The following is a 21,576-nucleotide window of genomic DNA, read 5'->3' on the forward strand; positions in this document are numbered from 1 at the left end:
TAAAGGGGCAGGCTTGTTCTATAATGCTAAGTGACAGACTCAGAAGGATATCGGTAAAGTGAAAGAATGCACGTTACGTCTACGCCGGCTCTGGCCCCTGCCGTTTCTATTTGCCTCTCTCCTCGGCGCCGAGACGCTGCCGCTTTCGGAGCAGAAGCGGGAGCTGTTGAAGCTCAAGCGCGAACAGGTCAAAGAGCAGACCGGGACCGGCAAGACAAGTTGGGTCTCTCCGCTGGTGCTGTCGCTCTCCTATACGCGCTCCAGGGATGCCGCGGGCAGTGAGGGCGGATTGGCGAGCGCCGGGGTGTCGTGGGACCAGGATGTTTTCCGCAGCGGCGGAATCTACTATACCGTCGAACAGGCGGACGCCTCCGGCAAAGCGAATCTGCTTGCCGTCGACCTGGAGGAGGCCGCCTACCTTAAGCAGGCCTATACTCTCAAAGCGCAGGTTGAGCGCGACCGCCTGCAACTGCAGCAGAGCGAATTGACGCTGGCCAACCGCGACATCGACCTCATCATCACCCGGGCGAAGTACAAAGCCGGCAGTGCGGACATCAGCGAGCTCAACCGCGTGACCATCGACCGCGACAGTGCGCGCAGCGACGTGATCGTTGTGCGCAACACTCTGCGCAGCGAAGTGTTTGAACTCCAGAAGCTGCTCGGGTCGCGCGGCGTCGACACGGTGGCGCTGCCGGAATTCCCCCTTGTCCCCCGCGACGTCTACCTGCAAAACAGCCTTGAACTGCTGCAATACACGGCCCAGAGCCGTGCGGACACGGCGGCTTGGAAGGTGACGCGTTCGGCCTACCTGCCGACGCTCTCGGTCAATGCGGGGTACGGCTATAACGACTACCGCGGCGATACCCTCGATTATCACGGCGACCGCTACAGCTACGGCGCCGTGCTGAGCATGCCGCTTGATATCAACAGCAGGGGGACGGTCGAGGCAAGCCGACTGCAATCCTTGCAAACGCAGACGGCGCAGATCGACCGCAAGATGGAGCTGGAACAGGAGTACGATATGCGCGCGGCAACCATCGGGGATTATCAAGAGAAGATCGGCGTGGCCGAAGAGATGATCGCTATGTACGACGACCTTTACACCTTTACGCAGGGCCAGGTCAAGGCGGGCTATACCTCCTCCTATGACCTCGAGTCGCTGGGCAATTCGGTGCAGATCCAGAAGCTCGAAAAGCGGATCCAGCACTACAACATCCAGATTGAGCGTATAGCGCTCTACTTTGACACCCGGATATACAAGGAGCAGTAATGGAAGCGATGGAAAAGGTCACGGCGTATAAAAGCCCCCGATGGAAATGGATCGTTCTGGGCGTTGTCGTGCTGATCGCAGTGGCCGTCGGCGGCTACTTCTTCCTGCAACCGGCCAAGAACGGCCAGGCCTACCGTTTCGTCACCCAGAGCGCGGAGCGGGGGGAACTCAACATCACCGTTTCGGCATCGGGGTACCTGCAACCGCTGGAGAGCGTTGACGTCGGTACGGAGGTCTCAGGCACGATCGAGAAGGTGCTTGTCGATTACAACGACCTTGTGCAGAAGGGGGAGTTGATGGCGCAGATGGATAAGACGAAGTACCAAAGCGCCGTCGACAAGGCGAATGCGGCGCTGAGGTCGGCCAAGGCGACGCTGGAGAATGCGAATGCGGAACTCTACCGCAGCAAGGCGACGCTCAAGCGCGACGAAACGCTGCGCGAAGAGACGAAAGGGGCCCTGCCTTCGCAAAGTGACTGGGATACGGACTATGCAGACTATCTGGCGTCCAAGGCGCAGGTCGATAACGCCAAGGCGCAGGTGGAACAGGCGAAGCACAGCCTCGTCTCTTCGCAGTATGACCTGGAGCGTACGGCAATCTATTCGCCCGTTGACGGTACCGTGCTCACCCGCGAGATCGACCCCGGCCAGACGGTCGCGGCTTCCTACCAGACCCCGACGCTCTTTACAATCGCCAAGGACCTGCGCAAGATGGAGCTGCAGGTGAGCGTCGACGAGGCGGATATCGCCAAGGTGAAAGCGGGGGACACGGCAACGTTTACAGTTGACGCCTATCCTGACAGCGTGTTTTCAGGCACGATCCGCATGGTACGGGTCAACTCGGAGATCGAGGACGGGGTCGTCACCTACATCGCCGTATTGGACGTTAACAACAGTGACCTGAAACTGCGCCCGGGGATGAGCGCCGACGCGGATATCACCGTTCAGACGTTCCGCGATGCGCTGATCGTCCCCCGCGCCGCGCTGCTCTACCTTCCCGTCGCAACGTCCAAGGAGACGAAACTGTTCGCGTTTCATGACGATGACGAGAGCGCCTACGATGACAAACCGCACGTCTGGCGGCTGAACGGGCAGACCCCGGAGAAGCTCTACGTCGAGGTGCTCGGCACGAACGGTACCCAGAGTGTCATCGCAGGGGAGGTGCTCACACCCGGGGACAATCTTATCGTCGCCCAGGAGAAGCAGCCGTGATCAGCCTGGAACAGATCACCAAAACCTACGGCAGTGGCGAGGCGGCGACGCATGTCCTGCACCCGTTGGATCTCCGTATCGGCCAGGGCGAGTTCGTGGCCATCATGGGGCCCAGCGGCAGCGGCAAGTCGACCCTGCTCAATATCCTCGGTGCCCTCGATGTGCCCAGCGGGGGGCGCTACCGGTTCGAGGGGACGGACCTGGGGCGGCTGACGCACGAACAGCGGGCCCTGTTCCGCCGCTACGTTCTCGGCTTCGTCTTCCAGGGCTTCAACCTGCTCAAACGCACCTCGGCGCTGGAAAATGTGGAGATGCCGCTGATCTACCAGGGCGTTTCCGCCAGGGAACGCCGGGAACGCGCGGAGGAAGCTTTGGTACAGGTCGGGCTTGCCGAGCGCATGCACCATGACCCCTCACAGCTTTCGGGCGGGCAGCAGCAGCGTGTGGCCATCGCGCGTGCCATCGTGACGCAGCCGCAGGTCCTCATCGCCGACGAACCGACGGGGAACCTCGACACCCAGCGCAGCCATGAGATTATGGAGCTGATCCGGGGTTTCAACGCCAAGGGGATCACCGTGATCATGGTGACCCACGAAGAGGAGATCGCCGACTACGCGTCGCGCACGATCCTCCTGCGCGACGGCCGCATCGAGAGGGACACGGACCATGCTGCTTAACGCTTTCCTGCAGGCCATCCGCGAAATAAGGCGCAACCTGATGCGCTCTTTGCTGACGGCAATAGGGATCGTCATCGGGATCGCCTCTGTCATCGCGATGGTCAATATCGGGCAGGGGGCGAGCGAGTCGATTACCGCAAGCGTAGGCAGCCTCGGCAGCAACACGCTGCACATCATGCCCGGCCAGGAGAAGGGGCCTCCGGGGATGTCGGGAACGAGCATCCCCTTCGAGATGAAAGACGTCCGCATTTTGCAAAAGTCGATCTTCACGCTCGAAGCGGTCTCCCCGATGGCCAGCAGTACCGTGAACGTGCTCTACCGCGACCGCAGTTACCAGACCAGCGTGCGCGGCGTCGAAAACGGCTATTTTGATGTCCAGAACTGGAACCTGGCAGAGGGGGAACGCTTCAGCGAAAGCGAGCTGCGCGCGGGGCAGAGCGTCTGTATCCTCGGACAGACGGTGATCGACGAGCTTTTTCCCGGGGGAGAAGAGCCCATGGGAAAAAAGATCCGCCTCAAGAGTTTTTCATGCCGGGTGATCGGGACGCTTGAAGAGAAGGGGGCGAACACCTTCGGCATGGACCAGGATGACCTGATCCTCGTCCCCATCAAGATGTTTCAGCGCCGTATCGGCGGGAACCAGAACATCCCCTCCATTTTGGTGTCGGTCAAGGAGAACTACCCCCTCGACACCGTCAAACAGCAGATCCGCCAGGTGCTGCGCGAAAGCCGCAACATCAAACCGGGCAAAGAGGATAACTTCGCTGTCCGAAGCATGACGGCGCTGCTGGATACCCTGTCACAGATCACGTCGATGCTGACGGTGATGCTGGGGGCGGTGGCGGCCATCTCCCTTGTCGTCGGCGGCATCGGGATCATGAACATCATGCTCGTATCGGTGACGGAACGCACCCGCGAGATCGGCATCCGCATGGCCATCGGGGCCATGAGCCAGGATATCCTGATCCAGTTTCTGATCGAGGCGGTCGTTCTCTCGGGGCTCGGCGGCATCTTCGGCGTGCTCACGGGCATCGGGATCACCGTGGGGGTCGCGCAGGCGATGGACCTGACCCTCGTCATCAACCCGGCCGTGACGACGGTCGCGCTGCTCTTTTCGATGCTGATCGGGATCGTTTTCGGGATCATCCCGGCGCGCAAGGCGGCGAACATGAACCCGATCGACGCGCTGCGGTATGAGTAAAAAACATATCACGGCGCGGCCGGCCGCCGGATATCCGCCCACTTTTTAACCGCACCGCTCCGTTTTCTCCCCTTCTACCATACTCCATCCGAATGCCGGGGAGCGTTTGCTGCCCTCTAGATTAAGCATGACTTGGCATAATATAAAACATATACTGTTATCGGAGACTACAATGAAGTATAGGTATTTACTAGCTCCGGTCGCCGCAGCCCTCTGTATCACGGGGTGTGCGACCATGGAGAAGCAGGAAGTGCATGACACGCCGACGGCGGCACCCGCCGTCAGCAAAACGGTGCAGGCCGCCAAGGCGCTCAAAGAGGAGCCTTCGGGTCTGAAGCGCAAAGTGGCCATTGGCCGCTTTACCAACGAGACCCGCTACGGCCAGAGTTTCTTTATTGATGAGAACAGCGACCGGATCGGGAAGCAGGCGATGGATATTCTCTCCTCCAAGCTTTTCGAGACGGGCAAGTTTATCATGCTCGAGCGCGCGGACCTCGAGAAGATCCAGAAAGAGCTGGCGATGGGCGATGCGCCCGCGCTGAAAAACAGCGCCGATTACCTCATTCTCGGCTCCATCACGGAGTTCGGGCGCAACGAGGTAAGCGACGTCGGCTGGTTCAGCCGCGTCAAGAAGCAGGAGGCCTTCGCCAAGGTCCATATCCGCATCGTCGACGTCAGTACGGGACAGATCATCTACTCCGAAGAGGGGAAAGGGACCGCCTACAGCGAAGCCGGTACGGTCATGGGCGTCGGGGACAAGAGCGCGTATGACTCCCAGCTCAACGACAAGGCGATCGACGCGGCGATCTCGGACCTCGCATCGAACGTGATCGAGAATATGATGGACAAGCCGTGGCGCGGTTACCTGCTGGGCTACGAGCAGGGGATGCTGATCACCTCCGGCGGCAAAAGCCAGAACATCAAGGTGGGGGACAAGTTCGACGTTATGGCGTCGGGCAAGAAGGTCAAGAACCCGCAGACCAACAGCATCATTACGCTGCCGGGCAAAAAGCTGGCGACGATCGAGATCGTCTCGACGGCGGGGGACACCCCGGAGAACGAGGTCTCCTTCGCGTCGATCACGAGCGGTGACCTTGGCGCGCGCCTGAAAACGAAAAATTTCTCCGACCTGTATATTCAGGTCCACAAGGATTAAAGCATGAAAGCAGTGACAGCAGTGTTGATGGCGGCAGCTCTCTTTATGGCCGGCTGCGGCTACAAGTCGGGCGTTGCCACGGGTGAGCGGGCGTCCTACCTCTACTTTACAGGTGACGTCGCGGGGGCATCCGTCTCCGTCGACGACGGGCAGCCCTTCGCCGTCGAAGCGGGACACGACCACCAGTACCGGGTCGCTCCGGGCAAGCACAGCGTGAAGGTCTACAAAGGGGATGCCCTCGTTGTTGAACGCAATATCTACGTCGGTGACGGCATCGCCAAAGAGATCGGAGTCGGCCAGTGAGGATGGGCATGCTGATGAAAGCGGCTTTGCCGCTGGCAGCCATCGCGCTTTTGAGCGGGTGTGCCACGAAACCGCAGGCACTCTATAACTACGGCACCTATAGCGAAAGCTACTATGCGTATAAGCAGGATACCAGTGCGGAGAACCTCCTGGCGATGCAGCAGGCGATTCTGACGGCCATCGAAAATGCCAATGACAGCGTTTCCAAGCGTGTGGCACCGGGGATGTATGCGAACCTGGGATACATCTACTTCAAGCAGGGGGACACCAAGCAGGCTGTGCACTATTTCGAGATGGAAAAAGGGCTCTACCCGGAGTCGGCGCACTTTATGGACCGCGTCATTGAAAAGGTGCGCAAAGCCGAAGCGAAGGGAGCGAAATCATGATGTACGGAAAAATAGCTGCAGTGGCGGCATCGATTTTCGCCGCAATGATCATGACGGGGTGTGCCGCGCATAATGCGGGCATCACCAAAGGCGAGGCCTTCCCCCAGATGTATGAAGAGGACCCCCGCTCCATCGTGGTCCTGCCGGCGATGAACGAAAGCAGCGATGCCGAGGCGAAGGACTACTACGCCACGACGATCGAAATGCCCATCGCGCAGACGGGCTACTATGTCTTCCCGATGGAGATGGTCAGCGACATCCTCAAACAGGAGGGCGTCTACGATACCGAACTGCTCTACAGTCTGCCCGCGGATAAGTTTTACGACTATTTCGGGGCCGACGTCGTCATGTTCACGCGTATCAAGAAGTGGGACGTCATGTATGCCGTCGTGGCCTCCTCGCTGACGGTGACGATCGCATCCGAGGCGGTCTCGACGAAGACCAATGAGAAGCTGTGGGAGTACGAAGGCAGCGTCACCGTTGACCTCACGAGCAACAGTGGCGGCGGCGGACTGGCCGGACTGCTGATCCAGGCGATCGGCACGGCGATCAATACCGCCGCGGCCGATTATGTCGAATACGCCCATGTCGCCAACGCCCGCCTTTTATTCGCACTGCCGGCGGGCCCGTACCACCCGGCCCACCAGACCGACCAGGGGGTCGTTATCCGCAAACACTAGCCCTTTTTCTTCGGGCACAAAGGGAGCCTGGTGCTCTCTTCCCCTTTTCACGACACAAGTCGATCTCCCCCCGGCTCCGAATGCCCTATAATTAGGAAAAGTTCCGAACATAAAGGGAAGCGATGAAAAAAGTATCGTTGGTATTGGGCAGCGGCGGGGCGCGTGGCTACGTGCATATCGGCGTCATCGAGGCGCTGGAAGCGAAGGGGTATGAGATCGTTTCCGTCAGCGGCTGTTCCATGGGGGCGCTGGTCGGCGGACTCTACGCCTGCGGCAGGCTTGCCGAATACAGGGAGTGGGTGCAGGGGCTCGACCCCCTCGACGTCGCCGCGCTCCTGGACCTCGCCTGGGACAAGCGGGGCATTATGAGCGGTACAAAGGTCTTCGAGCGCCTGGACGATCTTATCGGCACCCAGACGATCGAGGAGCTGCCCATCCGTTTTACGGCCGTCGCTTCGGACCTGAATCGGGGCAAAGAGGTGTGGTTTCAAAGTGGCGACCTGCTGAGCGCGATCCGCGCTTCGATCGCCATCCCCTCCGTGTTTACCCCGGTGGAGCTCGACGGAATGCTCCTGGTCGACGGCGGGGTTCTCAACCCCCTGCCCGTGGCGCCGACGATGCGCGACCGCAGCGACCTCACCATCGCCGTCAACCTCTACGGCCCCGACGCGGAGCAGGAGGAAGCCGCCGTCGCCGAGCGCTATGACTCCTTTGCCGAACGTCTGGCATCCAAGGCCAAAAATGCCATCAAAGAGCGTCTCCGCCGCCGGGAGCAGGCGCACATCTTCTCCATTCTCGACCAGAGTTTCGATACGATGCAGCGCAGCCTGACCCAGTACCGCATCGGCGGCTACCCGCCCGATATCATGATTACCCTTCCCAAGAATATCTGCAGTACGTTCGACTTCCATAAAGCCGCGCCGCTGATCGAAGCGGGGCGCAGGGCGGTAGAGGGGCATCCGGCGTTATAGTTACATTTTTTTTAAAATACGTTATTTTTTGTACAGTTCTCTATGGTATACTTCCGTGAATTTCGCTCAGGAGTATAAGGAATGATGAAGCGTGCATGGATGACGAGTGCGTTGCTGGCGGCACAGATCGCGGCAGCATCTCAATACAATATCGAGGTTTCACCGGTGGCGGGGATCGGGATTCCAGAAGGCAATATTCTGCTTGAAAACGAGATGATCATCGGGGGGGAAATCCAGATCAACAACCTCTTTTCCTTCCCGATCAAACCGGAACTGTCCGCCTACTATGCGACGGATACGGACTATTCGTACAACCCGCCGGCGCCGACGCCGCCCCTGTTCCTTAGCCCCATCGATACCTCCGCTTCCACGAACATCTGGCGTGTCGGCATGGGGGCTGTCTACGACTACACGGAGGAAGGCAGCGTCCGCCCGTTCGCCAAGATCGGCGCCGGTTACGAGAACATGAGCAATCCGCTCTACGGCAATAAAAACAGCGCCTACGGCGATGCCGGCGCGGGGGTGAAAATCCCCTTCACCGAACAGGTGGCGCTGAAACTCGAAGCGATCTACATGCTCAAGAACAACGGCAACCGCTATGACAGCAACCTGCTGGCGCTCGCCGGTCTCTCCTTCGCGTTCGGTGCCCACGAAGCGGCCGCGGCGGTAGCGTCATCAGGGTACAAAACCTACGACAGTGACGGCGACGGCGTCATCGACGACAATGACCAGTGCCCGAATACACCGCGCGGCGCCAAAGTCGACGCCTACGGGTGCGTGCCCGATGACGACCGCGACGGCGTTGCGAACCTTTATGACAAATGCCCGGAGACCCCATCAGGCTTCAAGGTCGATAAAGTAGGGTGTGCCGCGACCTTCCCGTTCAGCGTCGAGTTCGCCACCGACTCCGCCGTGGTGACGAGTGCCCATATGGACGAGATCGATGCCTTTGCGGATTATATGAAATCCAACCCCTACAAAGCCGAGATCGTCGGCCGTGCCGACGACCGCGGGACGAATGCATATAATGACGTGCTCTCGAAGAAACGCGCCGAGGTCGTTGTCGGCCTGCTGGTGGGTAAGGGAATCGCGTCCAACCGCCTGAGCGCCGTCGGAAAAGGGGAGACCGATCCGGTCGCCACCAACGCCACAGCCGAAGGGCGTGCGCAGAACCGCTCCGTCCGCGCGGAACTGATCCGCTGATTTTCTAGGAGAGGGCGCCGCCTCTCCTCCCCGTTTTCTTATCCCGAATTTATCTTTTCACGACGTTTGCATCGTCCGTGCCGTATGGACAAAGGCCGCGAAGATCTTCCGGCTGTGCCAGCTGTAGGGCATGAACTCCGGATGCCACTGGAGGCCGAGCATGAAGGGTGAGCCCGTATGTTCGATCGCCTGTACGATCCTGTTGCGGTCGTGGGCGACGATCCGCATCCCCTCGCCGGGGCGGTCGACCGCCTGGTGGTGCAGTGCATTGACGCGCAGTTCGCCCTGTCCGACGATGTCGTGGAGCCTGCTGCCGTATTCAAGGGTCACCGTCTGCAGCGGCAGCGGCGTGTGCGGGTGGGAGAAGTCGAGGTCGAAGTCGTGAATATGCGGATGCAGCGTCCCGCCGAAATGGAGATTGAGCAGCTGCATGCCGCGGCAGATGCCCATGACGGGCACCCCCCGGCGGACCGCCGTCTCGAGGAGGTAGAGTTCCATGGCGTCCCGTTCGGGGTCGGTATGTTCGATGGCCGGATGCGCCTGGGCACCGTAGGTCTGGGGATCGATATCGCTGCCGCCGGTGATCAGCAGGGCGTCGAAGGCGGCATCACGGTAATCGGTTGCGGGATGCAGGAAGCTTCCTCCCGCGCCGTGGCCCCCCAGCAGGAAGCGGGAGAAGTACCAGGCAAGACGGCTGCCGCGTTTGCCTCCCGTGACGGCTATTCGAACTTTTCTGCCCATTGTCGTATCCTTTTGATCCACTGTTTTTTGCGGAAACGGTAGAAGAATGAGTTCATCATGCGGTAGCGCGCATAGGCGAGCGACAGCAGCGTCTCCGTATCTTCCGCCAGGCGCTCGACATGGAGCCAGCTGTTCCAGGCGTCGGCGGTGTGCCAACCCGCTTCATCGACGCGGGAGTTGGGGAGACGGAAGTGAAAGGCGGGGCGGGGGGAGATCTTCTCTGTGGGCAGGGCCCGACGGACACGCCCCAGGTCATTCCATGCCAGCAGCGGCAGCAGGTCGAGGGCCCGGTTGCGTGTCGGGTTGGCTTCCAGGTAATCATCGGTAAAGCCCTCCATCGTCGGGCGGTAGGCGGGGTGCAAAACCTTGCGGATGTAATCGGAGGGAAAGGGGTCGATATAGAAGGAGAGGCGCCGGGTGAAGACGGGACGGATCTCCTCGGCCAGCAGGTCATAGAGTACGAGGTAGGCACGCAGATAGGCCAGCAGGGTCGCCGCGCTCAAATCGGGCGCCTCGGGATTGATGTGGAAGCCGAAGACATAGAGGGGGTTGGCCGTCGTGCCGAGCGCCCCCGCGCCGCGCAGGGCATCTTTAAGGGTTTCCACCAGGTCAAGGGCGTTCAGCGGCAGCGGCGGCGTCGTCAGCTCAAAGGGGACAAGCGACGCGGAAAAGGAGCCGATAAAGTATTCGATGGCGTCGATTTCGTCCTGCTCCATCGCTTCGTCGAACCCGGCATTGTGCAGCCACTCCTGGAGGCCTGAGCGGATGAGGAACTGGAAATCGAGCGTCAGGGAGAAGTCTCCCCAGGGCGTCGGGCCGATGGTGTAGTGCCAGGGGTTGATTTCGGTGATCTCGCCCCCGGTGATCTCCGAGACGATCCGGGCGCATGACTCCAGCTCCGGGCCGGAGTACTCCAGTTCAAATCCGACGCGACGCATCTCGCCGTCGCTGCAGCGCACCTTCGGCGGCAGAAGAAAGGGTGTCATGCAATAATTATAGCCACACTTCCGGCGTTTCCGGCGGCTTGACTTCGCCGTGGCATCGGGCTATCATGAAAAAAACGGTGTGCGGGATCGTCCACTGAAAAACGGGGGTGCCAGATGTGCAAGGATGCTGTTGTTTTTTTCAATAAACCGAAGGGGGTCGACCTGGAGGCGGGGAAGCTCTATCTGTACTGCATGTGCGGCCGCGCCAAAGAGGGGGTCTTTTGCGACGGAAGCCATCAGGGGACCGGTTGTATGCCCCTGAAGTTCACGGTAGAGAAGAGCAAGGCCTACCTGCTGTGCCGCTGCAAGTCCTCCAAGAACCTCCCCTTTTGCGACGGGACGCACAGCTTCTACGGCGATGACGAGGTCGGCGGCCCCGTCATGGGGGATTGATCGACAATGATCCTGGAACACCACGAGCGCATCGAAAAGGCCGCAGCCCTGATGGAGGCCTATGATGCGCGCCACCCGATCGGGACGGGGGAGGGGCGCTACCTATGGACGGATGCCTTCGCCGTCTGCAACTTTCTCTCCCTCTTCAAGCGCACCGACGAGAAGGGGTATCTGGAAAAGGCCCGGATATTGATCGATACGGTCCACCGTGAACTGGGGGCGTTTCGCGGCGACGATGCGCGCGAGGGAGCCCTGAGCGGCCTGGCGGCGGCGGATGCGGCCAGCTACCCGACGGTGGCGGGACTGCGCATCGGCAAGCCGCTGCCGGAGCGCGGCGCCGATACCGCCTATGATGAAGCCTCGGAGTGGGACCGCGACGGCCAATATTTTCATTATCTTGCCAAGTGGATGCACGCCCTGGACCGCATGGCGGCGGTGAGCGGGGAGGTGCGCTACAGCCGCTGGGCCGTGGAACTGGCCAAAAGCGCGCACCGGGCCTTTACCTATGCGATGCCGGACGGCTCAAAACGGATGTACTGGAAAATGAGTACCGACCTGCGCCGGCCGCTGGTCGCGTCGATGGGGCAGCATGATGCCCTGGAGGCTTATGTGACCTATCTGCAGCTCTCGGTGACGGCGAGGGCGCTGGGCGACGATGCAGGGCTCGGCGGGGAGCTTGAAGCCGCCGGGAGCATGGCCGAAGCGATGCCGCTCGCCACGGAGGACCCCCTGGGGCTGGGCGGCATGCTGTTCGATGCGGCGCGCGTGACCCAGCTGATGGCGGGGCACGACCTGCCGCTGCGCGGTCTGCTGCGCTCCCTGCTCGAAGCGGCGCGGGAGGGAACGTCGCGCTACGCGCAGAGCAACACCCTGCGCCATCCTGCCGACGCGAGGCTCCCTTTCCGTGAACTGGGATTGGGCATAGGGCTGCACGGCGTCTCCCTGATGCAGGCGTTCAACAACGCGGCCCTGCACAACGCGATCCTGGCCGAACAGCTCGAGGGGCTGCAGGCCTTTGTGCCGATGGCGGAGGTGCTGGAGCTTTTCTGGCTGCGGGAGGCGCACCAGGCCGTCGGGACATGGCAGGAACACGCGGGGATCAACAGCGTCATGCTGGCGACCTCGCTGCTGCCGGATGCGTTTTTGACCATAGGAAGCGGCGATGATGCGTGACCGTGAAGCGACAGAGGGGCTGATCGCGGGGATGATCGACTACGGGGCGCTGCGCACGCCGCGGATCATTAAGGCGTTCCGCGCCGTCGACCGCGGCGCTTTTGTGCCGGAATATTACGGGGAGGAGCGCTACGGCGATTATCCGCTTCCTATCGGGGAGGGGCAGACGATCTCCCAGCCGACGACGGTGGCTTTTATGCTGGAACTGCTCGGCGCCGAACCGGGTGAGCGGGTCCTCGATATCGGTTCGGGGTCGGGGTGGACGACGGCGCTGCTGGGGTATATTGTCGGTCCGCAGGGGGAGGTGACCGGGCTGGAGTACCGCAAATCCCTGGTGGCTGTAGGTCAACGCAACATTGCGCCGTTCGGGTTCGGGCATGTCCGGATCGAGGAGGCCGGGGAGGCCCTGGGCATGCCGGGGGAGCAGTATGACAGGATCCTCGTTTCCGCCGCGGCGCGGGAACTTCCCGAAACGCTTCTGAAGCAGCTGAAACCGGGGGGGACCCTTGTTATTCCGATCGGCGAGAGTCTCTGCCGCTTCACCAAAAATGAGCAGGGAAGTGTACGCGAGGAGGTGTATCCGGGTTTCTTATTTGTCACATTAATGTGATTTAACGTCTACTGTTGCTTACCGTATATAATATTAACTATTAGTTTTTGTAAAATATTAATTTTGCTTCTGTTACTATCCAAAAAATATACATAATTTAAGGAGTCCCCGATGTCGGAGAAGTTTCAGCTCAAACCCCTGGATATAGAAGTACCAGTTGATTCAAAAAGAGAGATCCTTTCGGAAACGGATGTTATGGGCAAGATCGTTTATGCCAATGAATATTTTGTGGAACTCTCCGGCTATCCCGAAGAGGAGCTGATGGGAAAGCCGCACAACATCGTCCGCCACCCGGATATGCCCAAAACCGTTTTCAAACTCCTCTGGGACGCCCTTAAAGCGGGCAAAGAGTACAAGGCCATCGTCAAGAACCGCCGTAAAGACGGTAAATATTACTGGGTTTACTCGGAGTACAAACCGCTTTTCAACGAGCACAAGCAGATCCGCGGCTACCGTTCCCACCGCTGGCCGGTCCCCAAGAAAGTGCTTGACGAGGTCGAAACCCTCTACGCGAAACTCCTCGACCTTGAGCAGACGAAGACGCAAAGAGACGCGGAGATGTTCCTTGAGCTGAAACTGCACAACGACGGATTCCATGACTACTCCGCCTATATCGACGACATCTTCCACAAAAAACTGAGCGGCATGTTCGGCTTCTTCGGAAAACTCTTCGGCAAAAAATAAGCCTCTCTTCGCGCACCGGGCTGCGCTATAATGCCCAGATGCACTCTATCGATCAAAACGTCGTGCGCCTTGGATGGGTGAGCTATTTCACCGACCTGGCCTCCGCGATGGTCAATCCCATTCTTCCTATTTTTGTCATAACCGTCCTGCATGAAGGGATGGACAAGCTGGGCGTCATCGTTGCCGTGGCGACCTTTGTCTCCTATGCGCTGCGGATGGTTTCGGGCTATATCGCGGACTACTACGGCGTCGTCAAACCGCTGGTGGTGGGCGGTTACCTTTTTTCGGCCCTCTCGAAACCGCTGCTGGGGTTCAGCCACGGCTGGGGGAGCATTGCGGCGCTGCGCGCACTGGAACGGGTGGGCAAGGGGGTGCGTTCGGCCCCGAAAGATCTGATGATCGCCTCCTATGCCAGGGAAAATGCCCACGGCAAGACCTTCGGGTTTCACAAAACGATGGATATCGCCGGGGAGTTCAGCGGGACGCTGCTGCTGTTCGGGCTGCTGTGGTATTTCGGCGACAGCGAAGGGGTGATCCGCACCCTCTTCTTCGCCACCCTGATCCCCGGCCTCATCGGCCTGGTGATCGTCATCTTTTTCGTGCGCGACATCCCCAAGAGCGTCCGGTGTACCGAGCGTTTCCGGCTGAGCAGCGCAGACAAAAAAACCGTGCTGCAGCTGCTCTTCTATTTTCTGTTCCTTTTTTTCATATTCAGCGAAGCCTTTTTCACGGTACAGGCCAAAACGGTCGGGATCGCCACGGCGCTGATCCCGCTGCTCTTCGCCGTATCGACGGGGGTGCAGACGCTGACAAGCTACCTTTTCGGTCTGGGGTCGGACCGCTTCGGCAGCGGGGCCGTGAACGCCTTCGGCTACGGCTGCGGCATCGTCGCCCAGGCGCTGCTGTGGCTGCAGATGCCCGCGGCGACCTGGGCCGCGTTCGCCTTTCTGGGTCTTTTTACGGTGGCGACGCTCAATGCGAACCGGGCCATGATCGCGCAGCAGGCAGAGAACCGCGGCTCGGTTTACGGCATTTTTTATGCCGCGGTCGCGCTCTTCGCCGCGGCGGGGGCAGCGTTCGGCGGGTGGCTCTGGGAGCAGTTCGGTATGCAGACCGCGTTGGACGTCGCGCTGGGAGGAACCCTTGCCGTTAGTGTATTATATGGGTTAAAAAAGGGGCTGCGAGGATGAACAAACCGAAATATTCGCTCCGCAGGAACTTCGGCTACGCCGTCGAGGGGTTTATGCATGTCTTCCGGCATGAGACGGTGTTCAAGATCGAGGTCGCGCTTTTCATCGTGCTCAGCGTTGTGGCCTGGAGCATCGACGTGGCCAAATGCGAACGGCTCTGGCTGCAGTTCTCGCTCTTCCTGCCCATTGTCGCGGAGCTCTTCAACAGTGCCGTCGAGCGGGGCGTGGATCTGAGCACGCGCGACTACCACCGCCTGGCCAAGGCGGCCAAGGACAGTGCGGCCGCCGCCTGCCTGATCAGCGTCGCGATGACGGTGATGATCTGGGGGGTGGTCCTACTTTAGGGCCGTCCTGATCTGCTCGACGAACTCTTCGATGTCGTCGTAGAGGGCCTGGAGGTCCTCTTCGTGTTCGACCTCGTCGGCGAGGATCTGGGAGACGATGTCATAGGTGACGATGTCTTTTTCCCGGGTGAGATCGACAAGGTCCGAGTAGACGCTGATGGCGCACTGCTCCCCCTTGATCGCCTGTTCCAGCACCGCCATGACGTCGGGATTCTCCGGCGCCTCATACCCGCAGTTGCCGTGAACCATCCAGTCGCTGGGGCTCAGCGCCGGGGTCCCGCCGAGCTGGATGATACGGTCCGCCACCATCGTCGCGTGGCGCAGTTCGTCCGCCGCGTGCTGATTAAGCTCGGCAATCGCGGCGTCTTTCATGATCCCCTTGACGACTTTGGACTCGATGAAGTACTGGTAGTAGGCCAGCCATTCGTCGCAGTACGCTTTGTTGAGCAGTGTGGCCACCGTTTCCGCTTCGATGCCTTTGAGAATTGAAATACCGCGAATCGCCATGACAGTCTCCTGTAAGAAAATGTAATAGTTCCATCATAGGACGACAATTCTTAAGTGCAGGTCAACACATAAAAATGATTATTTGGTTCAGGCCTGTTTGATCGTCCCGGCGGTTTAGTGCTATGATAGTGGCAGTGAAGCAAAAGGAGAGGAGATGGCGACGGTAATTTCCTACGGGGCGGCGGAAACAGTCACGGGCTCATGCCACCTGCTTGAGCTCGAAAACGGTAAGCAGATCCTCATCGACTGCGGCATGTTCCAGGGGCGGGAGGAGGAGCATAACGCTGACGCCTTCGGCTTCGACCCGGCGCAGGTCGATTTCCTGCTGCTGACGCATGCGCATCTCGATCACTGCGGACGGATGCCCAAGCTCGTCAAAGAGGGGTTCGCGAAGACGATCGTCGCGACTAAGGCGACCTTCGACCTGGCTGAAGTCATCCTCCTCGACAGCGCCAAGATCATGCAAGAAGACCACGAGACCCGCTTTAAAAAGGCCCTGCGCCGCGGGACCGAGGGGGAGGTGAGCCCGCCGCTTTACGGCGAGGACGACGTCAGGGACGCCCTGGCCCTCACCCGCATCCTGCCCGAGTACGGCGAGCCCTTTACCCTTTGCAAGGGGGTGGAGGTGACCTACAGGGATGCGGGGCACATCCTCGGTTCCGCCTTTATCGAGATCGCCTACGAAGAGGCGGGAGTGACGCGGACGATCGTCTTCTCCGGCGACATCGGCAACGACAACGATATGGTACTGCCGAATCTCGCCCCCTGTCCCCATGCGGATTACCTCTATACCGAATCGACCTATGGCGACCGCGACCACCAAAACGCCCTGCAGAGCACGGAGGAGTTCAAAAAGGTCGTGACCGATACCCTGCTCAACTGGGGCAACGTGCTTATCCCCTCCTTCGCCGTCGAGCGGACCCAGGAGATTCTTTTCCTGCTCAAACAGATGCATGAGAGCGGCGAACTGCCGCACTGCAAGGTCTTCGTCGACTCACCGATGGCCATCAGGGCCACGGAGGTCTACGACCGCTACAGCGATCTGCTCAGCGCCAAATGCCGGGAGGTGAAGGCGCGGGACGGGAGCGTCTTTGATTTTGAACTGCTCACCTACACCCTCGACGTGGGGGAGTCCAAGGCGATTAACCAGACCGACAGTCGCGCCATCATCATTGCCGGCAGCGGAATGTGCACCGGCGGCCGCATCCTGCACCATTTCAAACACCGCCTCTGGAACCGCAAGAATGCGCTCATCTTCGTCGGCTACCAGGCCGCCGGTACGCTGGGCCGCCGCATCGTCGACGGGGAAAAATGGGTCAAGATCTACCGCGAAGACATCCGGATCGAGGCCAGTGTCTATACGATCAACGGTTTTTCCGCCCATGCCGACCAATCCGGTATCCTGGAGTGGATCAAGGGGATGAGCGGCCTCAAAAACATCTTTCTCATCCACGGGGAAGCGGACAAAGAGGCGCTCTTCAAGGCGGCTATTACAGAGCAGTTGCACAAAGAGGTCCATATCGTGGAACAGAACGAGGTGATCTACCTGTAGCGCGGCAGCACAGGAAAGAGGCGAGGAACACTGCATTAAGGAGGAAGCGATGGCATATGTCAAATGGTTTGAAGCGCTCGGCATCGGGGACGTCCCTTCGGTCGGAGGCAAGAACGCGTCGTTGGGGGAGATGTACCGGCATCTCAGCACGGCGGGGGTGCTCGTCCCCAACGGCTTCGCCGTCACGGCGGAGGCTTATGATGCGGTGCTCGAAGCGAACGGCGCCCTGGAGAAGCTCCATGCGCAGCTGGATGATCTCAACCCCGACGATGTTACGCAGCTGCAGGCGCGGGGGAAGGCGTGCCGGGAGATCCTCTACGGCTGCACCCTCCCTCCCGCGCTCGAAGCGGAGATCCTGGAGGGGTATGCGGCGCTCAAGCGCGAATACGGCGACGACGTCTCCCTGGCGGTCCGCTCCTCCGCAACGGCGGAAGACTCTCCGGAGGCCTCCTTCGCGGGTCAGAACGACACCTACCTCAATATCGCCTCTGCCGAGGCGCTCCTGGACGCCTACAAACGCTGCCTCGCCTCGAACTTTACCGACCGCTCCCTGCACTACAAGTTTGACAGCGGCTTCGACTACTTCGACGTCAAGCTCTGCGTCGTCGTGATGAAGATGGTACGCAGCGACGTCGGCGCGAGCGGGGTGATGTTCAGTATCGACACGGAGACGGGGTTCCGCGACGTCGTCTACATTACGGGGACCTACGGATTGGGGGAGAATGTCGTGCAGGGCACGATCGATCCGGACGGTTTTTACGTCCATAAGCCGACGTTCGACCGGGGGCACCGGGCGGTTTTGAAGCGGAGCCTCGGGAAAAAAGAGCTCAAGATGATCTTCTCCGAAGCGCTCAGCAGCGGCAGCATCGCCGTCGAGTATACAAAAAACGTCGAGACGCCTCCCGCCGAGCGGACGCGCTTCTGTATTGCCGACGAAGACGTGATGGTCCTCGCCGATTACGCTATCAAGATTGAGCGGCACTACTCCCAAAACGTCGGCCACGATAAGCCGATGGACATGGAGTGGGCCAAAGACGGCATCGACGGCAGGCTCTACATGGTGCAGGCGCGCCCGGAGACGGTGGAGTCGCAAAAGAAAGGATCGATCCTCGAGATCTACCATCTTACGGGGGAGGGGGAGCTGCTCGCGACCGGCCGCGCCGTCGGTACGAAGATCGGCAGCGGAAAGGTGCACCATATCCGCGATACGTCGCAGCTCGGCGAATTCAAGCAGGGCGAGGTGCTGTTGGCCGATACGACGACACCGGACTGGGAGCCGGTGATGAAGATGGCCTCGGCCATCGTCACCAACCGCGGCGGACGTACCTGCCACGCGGCCATCGTCAGCCGGGAGCTCGGTATCCCCGCCATCGTCGGCGCGGAGGATGCGACGGAGAAGCTTGCGGACGGCCGGGAGGTGACGGTAAGTTGCGCCGAGGGGGAGACGGGAAGGGTTTACGACGGCATCCTGGCGTACGACGTCGAGCGGACCGATCTCAGCCACCTCCCCAAAACGCGCACGAAGATCATGATGAACCTCGGCAACCCCGACCTCGCCTTCTCGCTGGCGCACCTCCCCGTCGACGGGATCGGCCTGGCGCGGATGGAGTTCATCATCAACGAATCCATCAAGGTTCACCCCATGGCGCTGGTCCACCCCGAAAAGACGGACCTGGCAACGCGGGTGCAGATCGAAGCCCTCAGCGCCGCCTACGAGGGGCCGGAAGATTTCTTCGTTAAGCGCCTCTCCGAGGGGGTGGCGACGATCGCGTCGGCGGTCTACCCCGACCCCTGCGTCGTGCGCATGAGCGACTTCAAGACGAACGAGTACGCCACCCTCGCGGGCGGGCAGTTCTTCGAACCGCTGGACGAGGCGAACCCGATGATCGGCTTCCGGGGCGCGGCGCGCTACAGCCACCCCGCCTACGAGGAGGGGTTCGCGCTGGAGTGCGCCGCGATGAAGCGGGTCAGAAACGAGATGGGCTTTACGAACGTCATCTTGATGATCCCTTTCTGCCGCCGGGTCGAAGAGGGGCGGCGGGTCGTCGAGACGATGGCGAAGCACGGGCTGGTGCGGGGAGAGAACGGGCTGCAGATCTACGTGATGTGCGAAATTCCCAACAACGTCATCTCCATCGACGGCTTCAGCGAGGTTTTCGACGGTTTCAGCATCGGCAGCAACGACCTCACCCAGCTCACCCTGGGCGTCGACCGCGACAGCGAGATCGTCGCCTTTGATTACGAGGAGCGGGACGAGGGGGTGCTGAAGATGATCGAGATGGCCGTCGAGGGGGCCAAGCGCAACGGCCGCCACAGCGGCATCTGCGGGCAGGCCCCGTCGGACTACCCGGAGGTCGCGGAGTTCCTGGTACGCCTCGGGATCGACTCTATCAGCCTTAATCCCGACAGCGTGCTGACGACACTTCCGAAGATTATTGATCTGGAAGCGGCAGAGCAGAAAGCGCAGACGGGAGAATAGACGTTCCGCAGCCATTGAAGGCTGCAAATGGGGTGTTACTGTGCGAGGATGATGGCGCTGGCTTTGATCAGTGCGTAGACGGTGTCCCCTTTGGCGACGCCAAGCTCCTTGGCCGCTTCTTCGGTGATGATCGCCGTCAGGACCGCGCTGCCCATGGCCAGTTTGAGTTCGCAGCTTACCGGGCCTTCGATCATGTCGCTGACCGTCGTTTCGATGACGTTCCGTGTGCTGATCTTGCCGGGTTTCTCCTTGGCGATCATGACGAATGAGGCCTTGATGATGGCGTAGACTTCCGAACCGGCCGTCAGTCCCATCTCGGAGACCGCCTCTTTGGTAATGATGGCCTTGAGCGGGGTGCCTGCCACGTCCATCACCACTTCGCTGTTGACGGTTCCCCCGATAATCTCTGTCACCGTTGCCTTGATCTGGTTGCGTGCACTGGTTTTCATGAATTCTCCTCAAAATTAATGTTTTTAGGAAGAAAGTATCACCTATTTACCCTTAATGATAACAATGAATAATTATTTTTATTTAATATTCTTATGAGTTAAAGAAGGAAGAACTCGGTCAGAGAGAGCACTGTGGCCATCGAACCGAGCGTCAGGATGAAGAACTGTGCGGTGCGCCATCCAAGCTTGAGACCGCCGATCCAGAAGACGATGCCGAGTTTGACGAGCGAATTCGTTACCGAGGCGATGACGATGCCGTTCATGGCGGTGCTTTTGAGCAGTTTGCCGTCCTTGCTCAGTTCCGAGAGCGAAAGGGTGATGGCATCGACATCGGTAATACCGGAGATCAGCGAAACGATGTAGACGCCGACGTTGCCGAAGCGGTTCTCCGTAAAAGCGATCGCCCCGTAGATGACGCCGAAGATCAGGCCGAATTTGATCGCTTCGCTCAGCTGCAGCGGGTTTTTCGTGATCGCCTCGTTCTCGAGATGGATATCGGCACTCTGCGAACGGGTATAAAGGTAGTAGGTGAAGAGCAGGCCCACGGCCGTCGCGGCGAGGAAAGCGGGGGCGAGGAGCTTGGCGAGGGCGGGATAGATGACGGCCGCCTCGAAGAGGACGCGCAGGTACATGAAGGTGCAGGCGACGGCCACGCCGGCGGCGTAGTTGTTGAGCAGACTGAACTGATTTGCGAACATCTTCGAAAGCGAGACGGCCACGCCGGTGGAGGAGATGAGCCCGCCGGCAGCCCCGGTGATGAAGAGGCCGCGCTTGTGTCCGAAGAGCTTGACGGCGGCATACCCCACAAAGGAGATAGCGGCGATGATGACGGCCATCAGCCAGGTCTTGTAGGGGTTGAAGAGTTCATAGGGGCCGATCATCTCGTTGGGCAACACCGGGAGCACGATAAAGCTCATCGCCAGCAGCAAGACGGCGGCATTGATGTCGGTGGAGGAGAGGTGCGCTTCGAACTCCCGCAAACGGGGTTTGATCTCGAGGAGCACGACCATCAGAACGGCGATGAAGATGGCGTAGGACTCGAGGGACGCATAGACCATCAGGCCCAGGAGAAAGGTGACGACGGCGGCGACCTGGGTCGTCATCCCCGTTTTATGAAAGCGGGTGACCTTGAGGTAATAGGAGAGCCCGACGAGGAGTCCGACGACCGCCGTTGCGGCGAAGACGAAGCCCGGGACCGCCTCGCCGAGCCAGCCGGCCAGGTAGCCGATGAGGGCCAGCAGGGCGAAGGTACGGCTGCCCGCGAAGCTCTGGCCGCTTTGGGGCATGCGGCTCATGGTGCGCTGCATGCCGATCATGAACCCCAGCAGCAGCGCGATGACCATCGATTTGAGAACGGCGTATTCCATAGAAGGATTGTACCATGTAGACGCGGATGCATGCTACAATGGG

General features: G+C 60.1%; 23 protein-coding genes. 18 read left to right on the forward strand and 5 right to left on the reverse strand.

What is annotated here, in order from left to right:
* The first annotated feature begins 58 nt into the window (after window positions 1-58).
* The 10 genes from WCY31_RS01410 to WCY31_RS01455 all read left to right on the forward strand — a co-directional run bounded on the left by WCY31_RS01410 (window position 59) and on the right by WCY31_RS01455 (window position 9,058).
* Complete coding sequence (locus WCY31_RS01410) at window positions 59-1,270, forward strand: TolC family protein (protein ID WP_345972864.1); 1,212 nt, start codon at window positions 59-61, stop codon at window positions 1,268-1,270.
* Window positions 1,270-2,481 (forward strand): efflux RND transporter periplasmic adaptor subunit, encoded by a 1,212-nt coding sequence (locus WCY31_RS01415; protein ID WP_345972865.1) that lies wholly within the window; start codon window positions 1,270-1,272, stop codon window positions 2,479-2,481. The genes WCY31_RS01410 and WCY31_RS01415 overlap by 1 nt, the downstream gene beginning before the upstream one ends.
* Complete coding sequence (locus tag WCY31_RS01420; RefSeq protein WP_345970454.1) at window positions 2,478-3,158, forward strand: ABC transporter ATP-binding protein; 681 nt, start codon at window positions 2,478-2,480, stop codon at window positions 3,156-3,158. The genes WCY31_RS01415 and WCY31_RS01420 overlap by 4 nt, the downstream gene beginning before the upstream one ends.
* On the forward strand, window positions 3,148-4,359 hold the full coding sequence (locus WCY31_RS01425; RefSeq protein WP_345970455.1) for an ABC transporter permease: 1,212 nt from the start codon (window positions 3,148-3,150) through the stop codon (window positions 4,357-4,359). Before WCY31_RS01420 ends, WCY31_RS01425 begins: the two co-directional genes overlap by 11 nt.
* A 172-nt stretch (window positions 4,360-4,531) precedes the next feature.
* A complete protein-coding gene (locus WCY31_RS01430) occupies window positions 4,532-5,515 on the forward strand; it encodes a CsgG/HfaB family protein (protein WP_345972866.1) in 984 nt (327 codons plus the stop codon).
* A 3-nt stretch (window positions 5,516-5,518) separates the two neighbouring features.
* Complete coding sequence (locus WCY31_RS01435; protein WP_345972867.1) at window positions 5,519-5,818, forward strand: hypothetical protein; 300 nt, start codon at window positions 5,519-5,521, stop codon at window positions 5,816-5,818.
* A gap of 8 nt (window positions 5,819-5,826) precedes the next feature.
* Window positions 5,827-6,204, forward strand: coding sequence for a DUF4810 domain-containing protein (locus WCY31_RS01440; protein WP_345972868.1), 378 nt, complete (start codon window positions 5,827-5,829; stop codon window positions 6,202-6,204).
* The gene (locus WCY31_RS01445; protein ID WP_345972869.1) at window positions 6,201-6,884 is read left to right on the forward strand and encodes a GNA1162 family protein; all 684 of its coding nucleotides are present in this window, start codon (window positions 6,201-6,203) and stop codon (window positions 6,882-6,884) included. Before WCY31_RS01440 ends, WCY31_RS01445 begins: the two co-directional genes overlap by 4 nt.
* 122 nt (window positions 6,885-7,006) lie before the next feature.
* Window positions 7,007-7,855: a patatin-like phospholipase family protein gene (locus WCY31_RS01450; protein WP_345970462.1), complete on the forward strand. Its 849-nt coding sequence runs from the start codon at window positions 7,007-7,009 to the stop codon at window positions 7,853-7,855.
* A gap of 81 nt (window positions 7,856-7,936) precedes the next feature.
* Window positions 7,937-9,058 (forward strand): OmpA family protein, encoded by a 1,122-nt coding sequence (locus WCY31_RS01455; protein WP_345972870.1) that lies wholly within the window; start codon window positions 7,937-7,939, stop codon window positions 9,056-9,058.
* A gap of 57 nt (window positions 9,059-9,115) precedes the next feature.
* Here the strand turns inward: WCY31_RS01455 and WCY31_RS01460 are convergent, their stop codons facing one another.
* Both WCY31_RS01460 and WCY31_RS01465 read right to left on the reverse strand, forming a co-directional pair.
* Window positions 9,116-9,799, reverse strand: a complete 684-nt coding sequence (locus WCY31_RS01460) for a gamma-glutamyl-gamma-aminobutyrate hydrolase family protein (protein WP_345970464.1) — start codon at window positions 9,797-9,799, stop codon at window positions 9,116-9,118.
* The gene (locus WCY31_RS01465; RefSeq protein WP_345972871.1) at window positions 9,778-10,785 is read right to left on the reverse strand and encodes an amidoligase family protein; all 1,008 of its coding nucleotides are present in this window, start codon (window positions 10,783-10,785) and stop codon (window positions 9,778-9,780) included. The genes WCY31_RS01460 and WCY31_RS01465 overlap by 22 nt, the downstream gene beginning before the upstream one ends.
* 114 nt (window positions 10,786-10,899) lie before the next feature.
* Between WCY31_RS01465 and WCY31_RS01470 the strand changes: the two genes are divergently transcribed.
* From WCY31_RS01470 to WCY31_RS01495, 6 genes are all read left to right on the forward strand, one after another.
* Entirely contained in the window at window positions 10,900-11,178 is a 279-nt protein-coding gene (locus WCY31_RS01470; protein ID WP_345972872.1) for a CDGSH iron-sulfur domain-containing protein, read from the forward strand.
* A gap of 6 nt (window positions 11,179-11,184) precedes the next feature.
* Window positions 11,185-12,351: a hypothetical protein gene (locus WCY31_RS01475; protein WP_345972873.1), complete on the forward strand. Its 1,167-nt coding sequence runs from the start codon at window positions 11,185-11,187 to the stop codon at window positions 12,349-12,351.
* Window positions 12,341-12,961, forward strand: a complete 621-nt coding sequence (locus WCY31_RS01480; protein WP_345972874.1) for a protein-L-isoaspartate O-methyltransferase family protein — start codon at window positions 12,341-12,343, stop codon at window positions 12,959-12,961. The genes WCY31_RS01475 and WCY31_RS01480 overlap by 11 nt, the downstream gene beginning before the upstream one ends.
* Window positions 12,962-13,072: 111 nt before the next feature.
* Entirely contained in the window at window positions 13,073-13,645 is a 573-nt protein-coding gene (locus WCY31_RS01485; RefSeq protein ID WP_231019950.1) for a PAS domain-containing protein, read from the forward strand.
* Window positions 13,646-13,683: 38 nt separating this feature from the next.
* Window positions 13,684-14,835 (forward strand): MFS transporter, encoded by a 1,152-nt coding sequence (locus WCY31_RS01490; protein WP_345972875.1) that lies wholly within the window; start codon window positions 13,684-13,686, stop codon window positions 14,833-14,835.
* Window positions 14,832-15,179 (forward strand): diacylglycerol kinase, encoded by a 348-nt coding sequence (locus WCY31_RS01495; protein ID WP_345970470.1) that lies wholly within the window; start codon window positions 14,832-14,834, stop codon window positions 15,177-15,179. Before WCY31_RS01490 ends, WCY31_RS01495 begins: the two co-directional genes overlap by 4 nt.
* Here WCY31_RS01495 and WCY31_RS01500 read toward each other — a convergent pair.
* Window positions 15,171-15,686, reverse strand: coding sequence for a ferritin-like domain-containing protein (locus tag WCY31_RS01500; protein ID WP_345970471.1), 516 nt, complete (start codon window positions 15,684-15,686; stop codon window positions 15,171-15,173). The genes WCY31_RS01495 and WCY31_RS01500 overlap by 9 nt on opposite strands.
* 154 nt (window positions 15,687-15,840) lie before the next feature.
* Between WCY31_RS01500 and WCY31_RS01505 the strand changes: the two genes are divergently transcribed.
* Window positions 15,841-17,238 (forward strand): MBL fold metallo-hydrolase, encoded by a 1,398-nt coding sequence (locus tag WCY31_RS01505; protein WP_345972876.1) that lies wholly within the window; start codon window positions 15,841-15,843, stop codon window positions 17,236-17,238.
* Between the two features lie 49 nt (window positions 17,239-17,287).
* The gene (ppsA, locus tag WCY31_RS01510) at window positions 17,288-19,717 is read left to right on the forward strand and encodes a phosphoenolpyruvate synthase (protein WP_345972877.1); all 2,430 of its coding nucleotides are present in this window, start codon (window positions 17,288-17,290) and stop codon (window positions 19,715-19,717) included.
* A 35-nt stretch (window positions 19,718-19,752) separates the two neighbouring features.
* On the opposite strand, the gene WCY31_RS01515 is transcribed toward ppsA, so the two are convergent.
* Together WCY31_RS01515 and WCY31_RS01520 are read right to left on the reverse strand one after the other, a co-directional pair.
* On the reverse strand, window positions 19,753-20,166 hold the full coding sequence (locus tag WCY31_RS01515; protein WP_345972878.1) for a TOBE domain-containing protein: 414 nt from the start codon (window positions 20,164-20,166) through the stop codon (window positions 19,753-19,755).
* Window positions 20,167-20,264: 98 nt separating this feature from the next.
* Window positions 20,265-21,533 carry an MgtC/SapB family protein gene (locus WCY31_RS01520; protein ID WP_345972879.1) on the reverse strand — a complete coding sequence of 423 codons (1,269 nt, stop codon included), beginning with the start codon at window positions 21,531-21,533 and terminating at the stop codon, window positions 20,265-20,267.
* Between the last annotated feature and the right edge of the window lie 43 nt (window positions 21,534-21,576).

Origin of the sequence: Sulfurimonas sp. HSL3-1 (genome assembly GCF_039645995.1) — a bacterium.
GTDB lineage: Bacteria > Campylobacterota > Campylobacteria > Campylobacterales > Sulfurimonadaceae > Thiomicrolovo > Thiomicrolovo diazotrophicus.

What these genes read in the sequence shown, in the direction of transcription:
- WCY31_RS01430 (WP_345972866.1), top strand. Translation starts at nt 4,532, where the DNA reads ATGAAGTATAGGTATTTACTAGCTCCGGTCGCCGCAGCCCTCTGTATC.
- WCY31_RS01460 (WP_345970464.1), bottom strand. Translation starts at nt 9,799, where the DNA reads ATGGGCAGAAAAGTTCGAATAGCCGTCACGGGAGGCAAACGCGGCAGC.
- WCY31_RS01505 (WP_345972876.1), top strand. Translation starts at nt 15,841, where the DNA reads ATGGCGACGGTAATTTCCTACGGGGCGGCGGAAACAGTCACGGGCTCA.
- ppsA (WP_345972877.1), top strand. Translation starts at nt 17,288, where the DNA reads ATGGCATATGTCAAATGGTTTGAAGCGCTCGGCATCGGGGACGTCCCT.
- WCY31_RS01470 (WP_345972872.1), top strand. Translation starts at nt 10,900, where the DNA reads ATGTGCAAGGATGCTGTTGTTTTTTTCAATAAACCGAAGGGGGTCGAC.
- WCY31_RS01520 (WP_345972879.1), bottom strand. Translation starts at nt 21,533, where the DNA reads ATGGAATACGCCGTTCTCAAATCGATGGTCATCGCGCTGCTGCTGGGG.
- WCY31_RS01425 (WP_345970455.1), top strand. Translation starts at nt 3,148, where the DNA reads ATGCTGCTTAACGCTTTCCTGCAGGCCATCCGCGAAATAAGGCGCAAC.
- WCY31_RS01440 (WP_345972868.1), top strand. Translation starts at nt 5,827, where the DNA reads ATGCTGATGAAAGCGGCTTTGCCGCTGGCAGCCATCGCGCTTTTGAGC.
- WCY31_RS01435 (WP_345972867.1), top strand. Translation starts at nt 5,519, where the DNA reads ATGAAAGCAGTGACAGCAGTGTTGATGGCGGCAGCTCTCTTTATGGCC.
- WCY31_RS01475 (WP_345972873.1), top strand. Translation starts at nt 11,185, where the DNA reads ATGATCCTGGAACACCACGAGCGCATCGAAAAGGCCGCAGCCCTGATG.
- WCY31_RS01495 (WP_345970470.1), top strand. Translation starts at nt 14,832, where the DNA reads ATGAACAAACCGAAATATTCGCTCCGCAGGAACTTCGGCTACGCCGTC.
- WCY31_RS01485 (WP_231019950.1), top strand. Translation starts at nt 13,073, where the DNA reads ATGTCGGAGAAGTTTCAGCTCAAACCCCTGGATATAGAAGTACCAGTT.
- WCY31_RS01455 (WP_345972870.1), top strand. Translation starts at nt 7,937, where the DNA reads ATGATGAAGCGTGCATGGATGACGAGTGCGTTGCTGGCGGCACAGATC.
- WCY31_RS01465 (WP_345972871.1), bottom strand. Translation starts at nt 10,785, where the DNA reads ATGACACCCTTTCTTCTGCCGCCGAAGGTGCGCTGCAGCGACGGCGAG.
- WCY31_RS01480 (WP_345972874.1), top strand. Translation starts at nt 12,341, where the DNA reads ATGATGCGTGACCGTGAAGCGACAGAGGGGCTGATCGCGGGGATGATC.
- WCY31_RS01450 (WP_345970462.1), top strand. Translation starts at nt 7,007, where the DNA reads ATGAAAAAAGTATCGTTGGTATTGGGCAGCGGCGGGGCGCGTGGCTAC.
- WCY31_RS01515 (WP_345972878.1), bottom strand. Translation starts at nt 20,166, where the DNA reads ATGAAAACCAGTGCACGCAACCAGATCAAGGCAACGGTGACAGAGATT.
- WCY31_RS01500 (WP_345970471.1), bottom strand. Translation starts at nt 15,686, where the DNA reads ATGGCGATTCGCGGTATTTCAATTCTCAAAGGCATCGAAGCGGAAACG.
- WCY31_RS01490 (WP_345972875.1), top strand. Translation starts at nt 13,684, where the DNA reads ATGCACTCTATCGATCAAAACGTCGTGCGCCTTGGATGGGTGAGCTAT.
- WCY31_RS01445 (WP_345972869.1), top strand. Translation starts at nt 6,201, where the DNA reads ATGATGTACGGAAAAATAGCTGCAGTGGCGGCATCGATTTTCGCCGCA.
- WCY31_RS01415 (WP_345972865.1), top strand. Translation starts at nt 1,270, where the DNA reads ATGGAAGCGATGGAAAAGGTCACGGCGTATAAAAGCCCCCGATGGAAA.